The 13,412-nt window shown below is 73.7% G+C and carries 11 protein-coding genes; 4 read left to right on the forward strand and 7 right to left on the reverse strand.

What is annotated here, in order from left to right; all coding sequences use genetic code 11:
- Window positions 1-69: 69 nt before the first annotated feature.
- Genes pcaD through AB0927_RS24325 form a run of 6 tightly spaced genes read right to left on the reverse strand, consistent with a single transcriptional unit; the run spans window position 70 to window position 5,684 of the window.
- On the reverse strand, window positions 70-1,248 hold the full coding sequence (gene pcaD, locus AB0927_RS24300) for a 3-oxoadipate enol-lactonase (RefSeq protein WP_366669809.1): 1,179 nt from the start codon (window positions 1,246-1,248) through the stop codon (window positions 70-72).
- Complete coding sequence (locus tag AB0927_RS24305; protein WP_366669810.1) at window positions 1,245-2,861, reverse strand: lyase family protein; 1,617 nt, start codon at window positions 2,859-2,861, stop codon at window positions 1,245-1,247. The genes pcaD and AB0927_RS24305 overlap by 4 nt, the downstream gene beginning before the upstream one ends.
- A complete protein-coding gene (pcaG, locus tag AB0927_RS24310) occupies window positions 2,848-3,447 on the reverse strand; it encodes a protocatechuate 3,4-dioxygenase subunit alpha (protein WP_366669811.1) in 600 nt (199 codons plus the stop codon). The genes AB0927_RS24305 and pcaG overlap by 14 nt, the downstream gene beginning before the upstream one ends.
- Complete coding sequence (gene pcaH, locus AB0927_RS24315; protein WP_366669812.1) at window positions 3,444-4,220, reverse strand: protocatechuate 3,4-dioxygenase subunit beta; 777 nt, start codon at window positions 4,218-4,220, stop codon at window positions 3,444-3,446. The genes pcaG and pcaH overlap by 4 nt, the downstream gene beginning before the upstream one ends.
- Window positions 4,213-4,926, reverse strand: coding sequence for a CoA transferase subunit B (locus tag AB0927_RS24320; RefSeq protein WP_366669813.1), 714 nt, complete (start codon window positions 4,924-4,926; stop codon window positions 4,213-4,215). Before AB0927_RS24320 ends, pcaH begins: the two co-directional genes overlap by 8 nt.
- A complete protein-coding gene (locus AB0927_RS24325) occupies window positions 4,926-5,684 on the reverse strand; it encodes a CoA transferase subunit A (RefSeq protein ID WP_366669814.1) in 759 nt (252 codons plus the stop codon). Before AB0927_RS24325 ends, AB0927_RS24320 begins: the two co-directional genes overlap by 1 nt.
- 292 nt (window positions 5,685-5,976) lie before the next feature.
- Here AB0927_RS24325 and AB0927_RS24330 point away from each other — a divergent pair, with 292 nt between their 5' ends.
- On the forward strand, window positions 5,977-6,456 hold the full coding sequence (locus tag AB0927_RS24330; RefSeq protein ID WP_366669815.1) for a MarR family transcriptional regulator: 480 nt from the start codon (window positions 5,977-5,979) through the stop codon (window positions 6,454-6,456).
- Between the two features lie 74 nt (window positions 6,457-6,530).
- Here AB0927_RS24330 and AB0927_RS24335 read toward each other — a convergent pair whose 3' ends face one another.
- Window positions 6,531-7,373, reverse strand: a complete 843-nt coding sequence (locus tag AB0927_RS24335) for an MBL fold metallo-hydrolase (protein ID WP_366669816.1) — start codon at window positions 7,371-7,373, stop codon at window positions 6,531-6,533.
- Between the two features lie 195 nt (window positions 7,374-7,568).
- On the opposite strand from AB0927_RS24335, the gene AB0927_RS24340 reads away from it, so the two are divergent.
- Genes AB0927_RS24340 through AB0927_RS24350 form a run of 3 tightly spaced genes read left to right on the forward strand, consistent with a single transcriptional unit; the run spans window position 7,569 to window position 13,382 of the window.
- On the forward strand, window positions 7,569-8,555 hold the full coding sequence (locus tag AB0927_RS24340) for a hypothetical protein (protein WP_366669817.1): 987 nt from the start codon (window positions 7,569-7,571) through the stop codon (window positions 8,553-8,555).
- A 46-nt stretch (window positions 8,556-8,601) separates the two neighbouring features.
- Window positions 8,602-10,449, forward strand: a complete 1,848-nt coding sequence (locus AB0927_RS24345; protein WP_366669818.1) for an HSP90 family protein — start codon at window positions 8,602-8,604, stop codon at window positions 10,447-10,449.
- 2 nt (window positions 10,450-10,451) lie between these two features.
- Window positions 10,452-13,382 carry a hypothetical protein gene (locus tag AB0927_RS24350; protein WP_366669819.1) on the forward strand — a complete coding sequence of 977 codons (2,931 nt, stop codon included), beginning with the start codon at window positions 10,452-10,454 and terminating at the stop codon, window positions 13,380-13,382.
- The last annotated feature ends 30 nt before the right edge of the window (window positions 13,383-13,412 follow it).

Here is a 13,412-nt window from a genome sequence, read left to right on the forward strand (position 1 = left end):
AGAGGCGCGAGCCACGCGGCCTCGCGCCTCTTGCGCTCCCTCGGAGTTCGCCCCGCCGGCGGCGGGCGGTCAGGCGCCGGACGGGCGTGGGTCCAGTGTGTCGAAGACCCGCTGAGCGACGGCGAAGGCCGAGTTGGCGGCCGGGACGCCGCAGTAGACGGCGCTCTGCAGCAGCACCGCGCCGATCTCCTCCTGGCTCAGCCCGTTGGTGAGCGCCGCGCGCACGTGCAGGGCGAGTTCGTCGTGGTGGCCGCGCGCCACCAGCGCGGTGAGGGTGATACAGCTCCGGGTGCGCCGGTCCAGGCAGTCGTCCGTCCAGATCTCGCCCCACGCGTAGCGGGTGATGAAGTCCTGGAACCGGGCCGTGAACGGGGTCGTGCGGGCGTCCGCGCGGTCCACGTGGGCGTCGCCGAGGACCGCCCGGCGGACGGCGGTCCCGGCGGAGCGGCGGGCCGCGTCGTCGGCAGGCCGCGCCTCGGGAGACGTCGCCGCGAGGTGGGCCAGCAAGGCGGAGGTGACCGGCCCGGGGCGCTCGACGCCGGCGAGATGGGCCGCGTCGGCGACTTCGAGCAGGCTCGCGCCGGGCACCCCGTCGGCGATCTCACGGGCGTGCGCGGGCGGGGTCGCGGGGTCGTCCCGGCCTGCGACGACCAGAGTCGGCACGGTGATTTTCGGCAGCTCGGCCCGCAGGTCGTAGGAGGCGAGCGCGTCGCAGCAGGCCGCGTAGCCGGCGGGGTCGGCGGCCCGCAGATCGTCCAGCAGCGCCAGGGCGCTCGGGTGGCCGGCGAGGCCGCGCGTGAACCAGCGGTCGGTGGCCGTGGCGGCGACCGGGCCCGTGCCCTCGGCCCGCACCAGCGCGGCCCGCTCGTGCCAGACGGAGCTCTCCCCGAAGCGGGCCGAGGAACAGACGACCGCGAGGGAGGTGAGCCGCTCCGGGTGGTGCGCGCCCAGGTACAGGCCCACCGCGCCGCCGAGCGAGATGCCGGCGTAGCCGAACCGCTCCCAGCCCTGGTCGTCGGCGAGCCGCAGCACGAGCGCGGCGAGGTCCGCCACGGTGGCCGATCCGTCCGTGGGCAGCATGCCGGTGCCGGAGGCGCCGTGTCCGGGCAGATCCCAGCGCAGCACCCGATGGCCGCGCGCGAGCGCGGCGAGCTGGGGATCCCAGACCGCGAGCGAGGTGCCGAGGGAAGGACCGAGGACGAGCGGCGGGGCACCGGCCGGACCGGTGAGGGTGTGATGGAGCGTCATGAAAAGCCCTTCGGGGTCGTACGAGGGGTGCGGCGCAGGGCGCGATCGACGAGTGCGGCAGCGGAGCCGACGTACCGTGCGGGGTCGGCGAGTTCCCGCAGCCGCTCCTTGGCGAGCAGCCCGGCCGGCAGGCCCTGCTCCTGTGCGGTCTCCTCCAGGGCCACGTACAGCGCGATGCCCTCGTCCACGGCACGGCGGGAGGCCGCGGTGAGCAGACGCTTGGCCCGGTCGCGCCCGACGACCGGGCCGAGTGCGGCGGCGAACCGCTCGCTGACGATCAACCCGTCGGTGAGATCAAGGTGTTCGCGCATGCGGTACGGGAAGACGCGCAGCCCTTCGGCGAGTTCGGCGGCGGCCTCGGCGGCGCCGCCGACGAGCCGCAGCGCCGCACGCAGCGGCTGCCACTCCGCGTGCCAGGCACCGGCCGGCCGCTCGTCCTCCGCTGTCAGGGACCCCAGCAGTACGGCCGCGAGCGCGGGCACCTGACGGGCGGCGGAGGCGATGAGCGTGGCCCGCACGGGATTGCTCTTGTGCGGCATGGCGGACGAGCCGCCGCCGCTGCCCTCGGCGACCTCGCCGATCTCGGTACGGGAGAGCACCAGCACATCGGCGGCGACCTTCCCGAGCGCGCCGGCGGCGAAGGCGAGCGCGGCGCCGAGGTCGGCGACCGGGGTACGCAGCGTGTGCCACGGCAGTCCGGGCTCGGCCAGCCCGACCTCCCGCGCGTACGCGGCCGACAGCCGCAGCCCGATGTCGCCTCGCGAACGGCCACCGGCCGCCGGGCCTGCGTCGTCCGGACCGGCGTCGTCCGGACCCGTATCGTCCAGGCCCGCGTCCCCCGGACTTGCGTCATCCCGGCCCGCCTCCGTGCCGGCGGGCCCGACCGGCGGCGGACCGGCCTCGTCGCGCGACGCCGCTTCGGTTCCGGCCCGGCCGGCCGCGGGCTCCGGGTCCGCGCCGTTCGCCGCGTACTCGGCGAAAGCGGCCAAGGTGCCCGCCGCGCCGCCCAGTTGGGCGGGCAGGCCGCCGTGCGCGAGAGCCGTCAGGCGGTCGTGGGCGTCGAGCACCAGCGAGCGCCAGCCGGCCGCCTTCAGCCCGAACACGGTGGGCACGGCGTGCTGGGTGAGCGTGCGTCCGGGCATCGGGGTGCCGCGGTGCTCCGCCGCGAGCCGGGCCAGGGCCGCGGCCGTCCGTTCGAGGTCGGCCAGGACCGGCCGCAGACCGCGCGCGGCGACCAGCATCAGCGCCGTGTCCAGGATGTCCTGGCTGGTCGCGCCGCGGTGGACGTAGACCGCGGCCTCCGGGTCCGCACGGGCCACGGCCGCGGTCAGGTCGCCGACCAGCGGGATGACCGGGTTGCCGCCCGCGCGGGCCCGCAGCGCCAGCTCGCGCACCTCGAACTCCTCGGCGCGCGCCGCCCGTTCAATCGCCTCGGCCGCCGAGCGCGGCGCCAGGCCCAGGTCCGCCTGGGCCCGGGCGAGCGCCGCCTCGGCGTCCAGCAGCGCCTGGAGCACCGCGTGGTCGCCCGTCGCGGCCTCCACCGCGGTGCCCACCCGCACGGGCGACAGCAGGCCGGCGTCCCCGGGGTCTCCGGCAGCGTCAGACGAAGTCAAGGAAGACCGTCTCCCTCTCGCCCTGCAGGCGGATGTCGAAGCGGTACGTGCCGTGCGGCTCGGCCGTCGCCACCATGGTCGCCCGGCGCTCCTCGTCCAGCGAGGCGAGCAGCGGGTCGGCGGCGTTGGCCTCGGCCTGGTCAGGGAAGTACAGCCGGGTGAACAGGTGGTGCAGCAGCCCGCGGGCGAAGACGCAGACGCTGATGTACGGCGCGTGGCCGGGCCGGGCGCCGGGCCGCAGGGTGCGGGCGGCCCAGCGGCCCTCCCTGTCGGTGGGGATCCGGCCGAAGCCGGTGAAGTCCACGCCGTTGCGGCCGAGGAAGCCGCCGGTGACGGGGTCGCGCCGCATCGACCCGGTGGCACCGTCCAGCGCGCCGTCCGGGCCGGCCTGCCACAGCTCGATCAGCGCGTCCGGGACGGGGTCGCCCGCACCGTCGTAGACGTGGCCGTGGACGCTGACGGTGTCCGGGTGCCCGGCCGGGGCCGGCTCGGGGCCGCCGGGGAAGGGCAGGGCGTAGCCGTAGAACGGTCCCACGGTGTGGGACGGGGTGGGGGCGAGCGGGGTCCTTGGGCTGGTGGCGGTCATCGGCGGCCTCCCTCGATCCAGGTGGCGGACGGGCCGTCGAGCACGATGTCCCACCGGTAGCCGAGGGAGAACTCGGGCACGGACAGGCCGTGGTCGTAGGCGGCGACGAGCCGTGACCGGGCGTCGTCGTCGGTGACGGACTGGAGAATGGGGTCGTACGCGAACAGCGGATCGTTCGGGAAGTACATCTGGGTGACCAGACGCTGGGCGAACGCCGTGCCGAACAGCGAGAAGTGGATGTGGGCCGGGCGCCAGGCGTTGGTGTGGTTCCGCCACGGGTAGGCGCCGGGTTTGATGGTGGTGAAGGTGTACCGGCCCTCGTCGTCGGTGAGGGTGCGGCCGACGCCGGTGAAATGGGGGTCGAGCGGCGCCGGGTGCTGGTCGCGCCGGTGTGCGTAGCGGCCGGAGGTGTTGGCCTGCCAGATCTCGATCAGCTGGCCCCGGACCGGCCGGCCGGTGCGGTCCAGCAGCCGGCCGCTGACGGTGATCCGCTCGCCGAGCGGCTCGCCGGTGTGCTGCCGCGTGAGGTCGTTGTCGGTCTCCGTGACGTCGTTGACGCCGAAGACTGGGGTGTGCAGCTCGACGGTCTCCGGGTCGCCGCCGTTCACCGGCACCGGCCGCCGCCACGGATGGCGCAGGGCGCTGCTGCGGTAGGGGGCGTAGTCGCGCCGCGGGTGGTGCTCGACGGGGGCGCCGTCGGCCCGGCGGGAGAGGTACGCGTCGCGTTTTTCCGCGGTTTCCTTGTCGATGGCGTTCTGGGATATCTCACTCATCGATGTTCCTGGGCTCGGGAGCGCTGGTGACAGCGCTCGGGGATGAGCTACCGCCGCGGGGGTCGGCGGCGCCGTCCGCCGTACGGATCGGCGCCGCCGTCTTCTCCCGGATTTCCTCCGCCGTGACACCGGGGGCGGTCTCCACCAGCACGAGGCCGTCGTCGGTGACATCGAGGACCCCGAGGTCGGTGATGATCCGGTGCACGCACCGCTTGCCGGTCAGCGGCAGCGAACACTCCCGCATGATCTTGGGGCTGCCGTCCTTGGCGGTGTGCGTCATCAGCACGATCACCCGGCGTGCCCCGTGCACCAGGTCCATCGCCCCGCCGATGCCCTTGATCATCTTGCCCGGGATCGCCCAGTTGGCCAGGTCGCCCCGGGCGGAGACCTGCATGGCCCCCAGCACGGCCGCGTCAATGTGCCCGCCGCGGATCATCCCGAACGACAGCGCCGAGTCGAAGAACGACGCACCGGGCACCACCGTGACGGTCTCCTTCCCGGCGTTGATCAGATCCGGGTCCACCTCGTCCTCGGCCGGATACGGGCCGACGCCCAGGATCCCGTTCTCCGACTCCAGCACCACCTCCACCCCGGCGGGCAGGTGGTTGGGGATCAGCGTCGGCAGTCCGATGCCGAGGTTGACGTAACTGCCGTCCGTCAGCTCCCGCGCGGCGCGGGCGGCCATCTCGTCCCGGCTCCAGGCCATTACGCGCGCACCGTCCTCTTCTCGATCCGCTTCCGTGCCGCCTGCCGCGGGGTCAGCGGGACGACCCGCTGGACGAAGATCCCCGGCAGGTGCACGGCGTCCGGATCGATCTCTCCCGGCTCCACCAGCTCCTCCACCTCGGCGATCGTGATGCGCCCCGCCATCGCGGCCAGCGGATTGAAGTTCCGCGCGGACTTGGCGAAGACGAGGTTGCCCTCGCGGTCTCCCCTGGCCGCCCGGACGAGGGCGAAGTCGGTGGTGATGGCCCGCTCCAGCACGTACTCGCGCCCGTCGAAGGCCCGGACCTCCTTCGGCGGTGAGGCCAGTGCCACCGCGCCGGTCCCGTCGTACCGCCAGGGCAGCCCGCCCTCGGCCACCTGCGTGCCCACTCCCGCCGGGGTGTAGAACGCCGGAATGCCGCAGCCGCCGGCGCGCAGCCGCTCCGCCAGCGTGCCCTGCGGAATCAGCTCCACCTCCAGTTCGCCGGCCAGGTACTGCCGGGCGAACTCCTTGTTCTCCCCGACGTACGACCCCGTCACCCGGGCGATGCGGCCCGCCGACAGCAGCACCGCCAGTCCGGACTCCAGCGCCCCGCAGTTGTTGGACACCACCCCCAGCCGTCCGGCCCCGGCCTCGTACACGGCCTGGATCAGAGTGTCCGGGACGCCGCTGAGTCCGAATCCACCCACCGCGAGCGTCGCACCGTCACCGACGTCCGCCACCGCGTCCGCCGCCGAGGCGACGACCTTGTTGCCCATCCGTCCGTCCGTTTCCCCTGCGAGCACCTGAGGGGTGCTCGGCCACGGGCTCAGTTATCACGTCAGGGGCAAACTGCTCAGTGCACTGAGCAATTTGAATGCGCCGGTCAACTTGCCATTCGGCGCCGTCGGCGTCAAGATCCTGGGCGGATCAAGGGACGACTCGGCAGATGCCGTGGAGGCCGGCGAGTATCGTTCCGTGCAGTGAGGGAAAGCGCGCGGGCTTTCGCGGTCCAGGAGACGCGGCCCGGGGTCTCCGGTCGGCGCAGGACAGGCACGTGAGGAAGAGGGCATGGACGCCGTCGATCTGGGCACCCACCCCGGGCATCTGGCCCGGCGGCTTCAGCAGGCCCACACCCTGCTGTGGAACGCGATGGTCTCCGAGGAGACCACGTCGCCGCAGTACGCCGTGCTGAACGCCCTGGTGGAGAAGCCCGGCATCGACCAGCGCACGCTCGGTGAGCAGGTGTGTCTCGACCGCTCCACCATCACCGAACTGGTGACCCGGTTGGCCCGGCGCGGGCTCATGGAGCGGGTGCGCGACCCGCTGGACGGGCGGCGCAACGTGCTGAAGCTGACCGAGGAAGGCATACGGCTGCACCGCAGGCTGACCACCAGGGCGGCCCGGATGAACCACGTCTTCCTCGCTCCGCTCTCGGCGCAGGAGCAGATCGTCTTCCTGGATCTGGTGCACCGGGTGGTGAACGCCGCCGAGGACCTCCGCGACCCCGGGCAACTCACCCGCGCCCCCCGCGACACAGGGATCGCCTGACGGACGCTGGGGCCGGTAGCGCGCTGTCGCGGCCGTCGCCGCGCGGCTCGGCCGCGGCATCGCAGGTCCGGAGGTCAGCGCACCGTGGGCCGGGCTTCGTGGGCCGCCACCCGTGTGTGCCGGCCGCGCGGGCAGTGGACCAGCCGTTCCCACAGGCCGAGTGCGCGAGCCTCGGTCAGGAAGTCATCGAGCGGGGAGTGGAAGACGGTGTAGTCGTCGTAGTGCACGGGCAGGACGCGCTGGTAGCCGAGGCGGCGGACCAGCTCGGCGCCTTGGGCGCCGTCCATGGTGACCACGAAGCCGCCCGGCAGGGTGGTGCCGCCCAGGTGCAGCACAGCGAGGTCCGCGTCGGGGAAGCGCCGGGCGATCTCCGCCAGGCCGTCGAAGAGGAGCGTGTCGCCCGAGACGTACAGGCGCAGCCGTACCGTGCCGTTGCGGGGGCCGAACTCCAGCATGCTGCCCATCACCGGCGGCAGCAGGTTCCGCAGCACGGGCCGCAGGGAGTGCCGGCCGGGCAGTGACGTCACCCGGACCTGCGCGTCGCCCTGCCTGAAGGTGCAGCTTTCCCAGGTGCGCAGGCCCCCGGCCTGCCGGAATCCCTGCCAGGAGCGCAGCCGGCGGGCCGCGTGCGGTGTGGTGGCGATCGGCACCGACCGGTCCAGGCACTGCCGGGCCCTGCGGTCCCAGTGGTCGCCGTGCAGGTGGGAGAGGACCACGGCGTCCAGGCGCGGTAGCTCCTGCGGCGCCAGGGCCGGTTCGGTGAGACGGCGGCTCGTCAGCCCGTACCCGAGGTGCGCGCGCTCGCCACGGTGCAGGAAGTTGGGATCGGTCAGCAGGGTGAGGTCGCCGTACCGCAGCAGGACGGTCGCGTTGCCGATGAAGTGCAGGTCGACGGCGGAGTCGTCGAAGTCAGCCATGGTGGTCCTTGCCCGACGGGAGGGCCCCGTCTGTGGTCGTGCGGCGGCTGGACTGTGCGGTCCCGGCCCTCCCGGAGTACCCGGGCCGCGCGGTACGGAACTCGTGAAGCAGTGGTGGAAGCCCTGTGGAAGCGGTGTCGGCGGGGCCACTTATGCTGCACCAGACGATCACGCGGAACCTGGGGAGGGCGCGGCATGTTCGACAAGCTGTTCGGTAGGGATGGGGGGAGACCGGCGGCGGATCCGCACGCCCTGCCCGCCCCACGCTGGCAGAAGAACGGGATGTACACCCTGCGCGCGCTCGGCGACGCGCGGGTGCTCACGCTGGTGGAGGCGGCGACCGCGGGCGACTGGGCGGGCGTCAAGGCGGCCCTGGCCCCCTTCGACCTCGGCCGTGACGATCGGGTCCTCAGTGAGCTGGCCGACCTGGCCGGGGTGCAGGACTGGATCGGCCGGGCCGTCGAGGAGGACAAGGAGCACCGGGCGACGGCCCTGCTGATCTCCGGAGCGCGCCACGTCAGATGGGGCTGGGAGGCGCGCACCAGTGCGCGTGCCGCCGACGTCACACGGGAGCAGTGGCAGGTTTTCCACGAGCGGCTCCACATCGCCGAGGAACAGCTCCTGGAAGCCGCCGAGTCGCGGCCGGAATGGGTCACGCCGTGGCGCCGCCTCCTCACCTCCGGCCGGGGCATGTCGCTGGGCCCCGCCGTCAACGAGACCCGGCTCGACGCCGCCCTGCGCCGCGATCCGCTGCACCTGGAGGCCCACGTCGAGTGGGTGTCGCAGTTGCAGCCCCGTTGGGGCGGCGAGCCCGGCGAGGCCCTGGCGTTCGCCCGTGAGGCGTTCGCCGACGCGCCCGACGGCCATCGCCTCGGCTGTCTGATCGCCATCGCTCACATCGAGGACTGGGTCGAGTCCAACCGTATGAACTCCCTCATCACCCCCGCGATCCAGGACGAGTTGCTGGAAACGGCCGAGCGCAGCATCCTCCACCCCGCCTATGTGCGGCGCCCCGGCTGGCAGTACGACTTCAACGTGTTCGCCATGGCCTTGTCCCTGGCCTCCGAGAGGATCGCGTTGCCGCAGGTCTTCCGCGAGCTGAAAGGTGCCTACACCACGTGGCCCTGGAGCTACATGGACCAGCCGGAAAAGAAGTACGCCCGCGCTCGGCGCAACGCCTGAACGCCCCCGTCCGCCGCTCGTCGCTCACCTCACCCCGGACTGCCCGATGACTCTGTCCCACACCCCTTCGAGCCCGGCCGACGCCGACCGCACCTTCCAGGTGGATCTGCGCGGCCTCGTCGACCTCCTCTCCCACCACCTCTACTCCAGCCCCCGCGTCTACCTGCGCGAACTCCTGCAGAACGCGGTGGACGCGCTGACCGCGCGGCACAGCCTCGAACCGGCCGCCGCGGCGGACGCGTTCGGCATCCGCGTGTACGCCGACGGCTCCGTGGTGCGGGTGGAGGACGACGGAGTCGGTCTCTCGGAGGCCGACGTGCACACCTTCCTCGCCACGATCGGCCGCAGCAGCAAGCGCGCCGAGGCGGTGGCCGAGCAACGTGCCGACTTCATCGGCCAGTTCGGCATCGGCCTGCTCTCCTGCTTCCTGGTCGCGGACGAGATCCACGTCCTGAGCCGTTCCGCCCGCACTCCCGACGCCCCCGCCGTGGAGTGGCGGGGGCGCGGCGACGGCAGCTACTCCGTCCGCACCCTGCCCGCCTCCGCCCGCCCCCGGCCCGGCACCACCGTCACCCTGACACCCCGCGCCGACGCGGGCGAGTGGACCCGGCCCGCTCAAGTAAACGCGCTGGCACGGCACTTCGGATCCCTGCTGCGCCACCCCGTGACCTTCGACGACGGCACGGGCGGCCCGCGCGCTGCCGTCAACCCCGAGCCCGCGCCCTGGGCACGTACGTACCCCACACCGGGAGCCCGCTCCCGCGCGCTGGCCGCGTACGGCGAGGACGTCTTCGGGTTCACGCCGCTGGACACCATCGAGCTGGATCTGCCGGCCGTGGGTCTGAAGGGCATCGCGTGCGTGCTCCCCGAGGCGGTGCCGGCCGGGCGCCGCCACGGCCACCGCGTGCACGTCAAGGGCATGCTGCTGTCCGAGCAGGCCGAGGAGATCCTGCCCGACTGGGCGTTCTTCGTCCGCTGCGTCGTCGACGCCGAGAGCCTGCGTCCGACGGCGTCCCGCGAGTCCCTGTACGAGGACGACACCCTCGCCGCGGTCCGTGACGCCCTTGCCGAACGGCTGCGCGCGTGGATCGCCCGGACCGCCGCCAGCGACCCGGAACTCCTGGGCCGCTTCCTCCAGGCGCACCACCTGGCCGTGAAGTCGCTGGCGGTGCACGACGACGAGATCCTGCGGATGCTGCTGCCGTGGCTGCCGTTCGAGACCACCGACGGACACGCCACCCTGGACGAGTTCGCGCGTACCCACCGCACGGTGCTCGTGACATCGAGCGTGGAGGAGTTCCGGCAGGTCGCGGCGATCGCCTCGGCGGCCGGGCTCGGCGTCGTCAACGGCGGCTACACCTACGACCGTGAACTGGTCCACCGGCTGCCGGAGATCAGGCCGGAGGTGAGCGTCGCCGACCTCGACCCGGCAACGCTCACCGCGCATCTCGACCCCGTGGACCGGGAGACGGAACTGGCTGCCGCGGCCTACCTGGCCCTGGCCCGCCACGCCCTCGCCGTCTTCGACTGCGACGTCGCGCTGCGCACCTTCCAGCCCGCGTCCGCCCCCGCCCTCCTCCTGGACAGCCGCGAGGCCCGGCACGAGCGCACCCGCTCCCAGCTCGCCCGCGAGCAGCAGGGCGGCGTGTGGGGCGACATCCTGGGCCATCTGCGGCAGGAGGCGCCGCGGGCCCAGCTGATCCTCAACCAGCTCAACCCGCTGGTCCGTACGGCCGTCGCCATCGACGAACCCGAACTCGCCCGCACCAGCGCCGAGGCCCTCTACGGGCAGGCCGCGATGCTGTCCCGGCGCCCGCTGAGGCCCGCCGAATCGAGCCTCATCAACCGCTCCTTCCTCGACCTCCTCGCCCACGCCCTCCGCAAGGACAGCTGACGATGCCGACCGCACCCCAGACCACCGACGAGCTGTACCGGGCGCTCCAGGAGAACGACCGGCGCCCCTACGGCCGGACCCGCACCGTCACCGCCGAGGAACTGGTCGAGGCCGCTGAGCAGTTCGCCGAGCCCGTCCCGCTCATCCACGCGCTCCTCGAACTCCAGGAGGCGTACAACTACGGCTCCGAACCCCGGAAGTCGCCCGTCGTCTTCGCCCGCCTGCTGACCCTCTTCGACGAGCAGCCCGACCTCTTCGACGAGCGCCTGCGCCACACGCTGTTCTGGCGGTTCAAGTGGGCGGCCCACGCCCTGCTCGCGCTGCCCGAGATGCCACTGGCCGGCCTTCGCCAGTGGCTGACGGAGATGCGCGACCGGTACGAGAAGGCCGGCCTCGGCCTCCAGCCCTACTACGGACAGGCGTACCAACTCGCCGCCCACACAGGCGAGGACACCGACCTCGCCTATGAGCTGTGGGCCGGCCGCGCCCGTACCGAGTTCAGCGACTGCGAGGCGTGCGAGATCTGCGGGCGCGCCCTGTACCACCTCGCGGCGGGCGACGACGAGCGGGCGCTGAGCATCTGGGAGCCCGTCCTCACCGGGAAGGAGTCCTGCCAGGAGGAGCCCGCCCGCTCCATCTCCCACGCGCTGCTACCGCTGCTGCGCACCGACCGCGCCGACCGGGCCCGCGAGCTGCACCTCACCGGCTACCGCGCCTGCCGCCGCAACCCCTCGATGTCCGCGGAGGTCGGCGGGCACCTGGAGTTCTGCGCGCTGACCGGCAACGAGGCACGCGGCCTGGAACTGCTCGCCGAGAACCGGAACCTGTTCGACGACGTCGACTCGCCGCTGGACCTGCTCGGCTTCCTCACCGGAGTGGAGGTCCTCCTCCAGCGCGTCGAACTCCTCGGCCACGGCGAACTGCCCGCCGCCGGATACGCGGGCCGCACCTGGACGGTGGCCGGCCTGCGCGCCGAGGTGGCCGGCCGCGCCGACGATCTCGCCGCCCGCTTCGATGCCCGCAACGGGACGACGGCCCACACCGACCGGCGCAGGGCCCGACTCGACCGCGCGCCCCTCCTGGACGCACTGGAACTGACCCTGCGCACCCGCGGCCTCGACGACGTGGCCCCGGCCCCGGCCGCCGCGCCCGCCGCCCGCGCGACCGCCGCCGTCCCCGAGACGCTGCCCGAACTCATCGTCCGGGCAAGGGAGTCGGACGAGCAGGGTCATCCGGACGCGGTGGCCTGCTGGGCGCGGCTGCGCACGCTCGCCGCCGCCCCCGACTACTCCCACCCCGACGACCCGGCCGTGGGACCGCTCGCACAGCTGCGCGCGGACCTGCTGGCCGACGAGGCGGGCCAGGCGGGCGAGAAGGACGAGTTCGACGCGGCCGTCGCCCTGTACGAGGCGGCCGCGAGCCTGTACGACGAGGCCGGAGCGCCGGGTCACGCGGGGCTCGCACGCGCCTGCGCGCTGCTTCCCGCGGGCCAGATCCCCACGGAGCGAGCCGACGGAGCAGAGGCGAGGGCCGCCGCGCTGACCGCCGCCCACGCCGCGCTCGTCCGGCTGCACGAGGAGGCGCCCGGCCTCGCCCCGTACCAGGAGGCCCGCATCCTACGGCTGCGGGCGACCGCGCTCGGCCTGCGGCTCCAGACGTCGCGGCGCGAGGAGCACATCGCGCCGGTCTTCGCCGAGGTGGACCTGCTGCTCGCCTTCGCCACCCGGCACGACATCGCCGGACAGGTCTCCGGCGCCCTCATGCTGCGGGCCAGCACGTACGCCCTCTCCGGCGATCTGCCCGCCGCGGTCGCGGAACTCGACGCCCTCCTTGACCGGCTGAAGGCACACGGCCCCGCCTGGCACCTGCCCCGCACGCTCGGCCTGCGCGGCCGCGTACAGCTCGGCCTCAAGGACGCGCGGGCCGCGCACGCGGACCTGACCGAGAGCCTGCGACTGGCCGCCGACTGGCCGGCCGACACCATCGACACCGCCCGCCTCCACGGTGAGCTGGCCGAGGTCTGCATGCGCCTGGGCAGCCCCGACGAGGCACTGCGGCACCTGACGCGCTCCGCGGAGCTGGAACTGCGCCACGGCAGCCGCACGGACGCGTTCTGCGCCTATGGCAACGCGGCCCGGCTCAGCCTCGACCTGGGCCGCGTCGAGGACTGCATCGCCCTGCTCGACTCCCTCCTGGCCGAACCGGACGTCACCGCCGGTGCCCTGGACGACCGGCTCGTCGCCCAACTGCGCCTGACCCGCGCCCGCGCACTGCACGCCGGGGAGGATCTCAAGGTCGCCACGGCGGAGTTCGCCGCGCTCGCGGCCGAGTCGGCCGGCTGGGACGACGACCCCGGGAGCCACGCGATGATCGCCGCCGAGACCGCCGTACTCCTCGCCGAGACCGGCGAGTTCGGCCGGGCGCGCGAGGCCGCGAACCAGGCCCTCGCCGCTCACGCCCGCGCCCCGCGCTACGAGCAGCTCAGCAACTGCCTGCGCGAACTCGCCCGCCTCCAGGCCGAGCAGCAGGGTTCCGAGGGTCTGGCCGACGCCCTCGCCTTCCTCGCCGACGCGGGCAGGATCGCCGACGAAGCCCGCGCGGCGGAGTACAAGGCCCGCGGCCGTGCCCTGGACAGCGCCCTCGCCTACGAACACGGACGGGTCAACGCCTACGCCGGTGAGTACGAGACCTCCCTGGCGGCTCTGGACAGGGCCCTCACCCTGCTCGGCGAACCGGGCCCCGACGAGGACCAGGCCGGCGAGTGGGCCGAGTGCGTCCGTCTCGCCGCCGCCGTGGAGGGCATCTACCTGAAACGCCCCGCCCCCGCACTCACCCGTCTCGGCGGGGCGGTCTCCCGTCTCACCGCCCTGGGCCACACCGAGGAGACCAAGCCGCTGACCTCCCTGGCGGCCCGGCTGCGAGACGAGGACTGACGCGGCGGGTTGTGCTGCCGGGGCGACGGC

It is taken from the genome of Streptomyces sp. NPDC048106 (assembly GCF_040706415.1).
GTDB lineage: Bacteria > Actinomycetota > Actinomycetes > Streptomycetales > Streptomycetaceae > Streptomyces.

Excerpts from the sequence above, each read along its gene's own strand:
- pcaD (WP_366669809.1), bottom strand. The coding sequence starts at position 1,248 with ATGACGCTCCATCACACCCTCACCGGTCCGGCCGGTGCCCCGCCGCTC.
- AB0927_RS24350 (WP_366669819.1), top strand. The coding sequence starts at position 10,452 with ATGCCGACCGCACCCCAGACCACCGACGAGCTGTACCGGGCGCTCCAG.
- AB0927_RS24340 (WP_366669817.1), top strand. The coding sequence starts at position 7,569 with ATGTTCGACAAGCTGTTCGGTAGGGATGGGGGGAGACCGGCGGCGGAT.
- AB0927_RS24320 (WP_366669813.1), bottom strand. The coding sequence starts at position 4,926 with ATGGCCTGGAGCCGGGACGAGATGGCCGCCCGCGCCGCGCGGGAGCTG.
- pcaH (WP_366669812.1), bottom strand. The coding sequence starts at position 4,220 with ATGAGTGAGATATCCCAGAACGCCATCGACAAGGAAACCGCGGAAAAA.
- AB0927_RS24325 (WP_366669814.1), bottom strand. The coding sequence starts at position 5,684 with ATGGGCAACAAGGTCGTCGCCTCGGCGGCGGACGCGGTGGCGGACGTC.
- AB0927_RS24345 (WP_366669818.1), top strand. The coding sequence starts at position 8,602 with ATGACTCTGTCCCACACCCCTTCGAGCCCGGCCGACGCCGACCGCACC.
- pcaG (WP_366669811.1), bottom strand. The coding sequence starts at position 3,447 with ATGACCGCCACCAGCCCAAGGACCCCGCTCGCCCCCACCCCGTCCCAC.
- AB0927_RS24330 (WP_366669815.1), top strand. The coding sequence starts at position 5,977 with ATGGACGCCGTCGATCTGGGCACCCACCCCGGGCATCTGGCCCGGCGG.
- AB0927_RS24335 (WP_366669816.1), bottom strand. The coding sequence starts at position 7,373 with ATGGCTGACTTCGACGACTCCGCCGTCGACCTGCACTTCATCGGCAAC.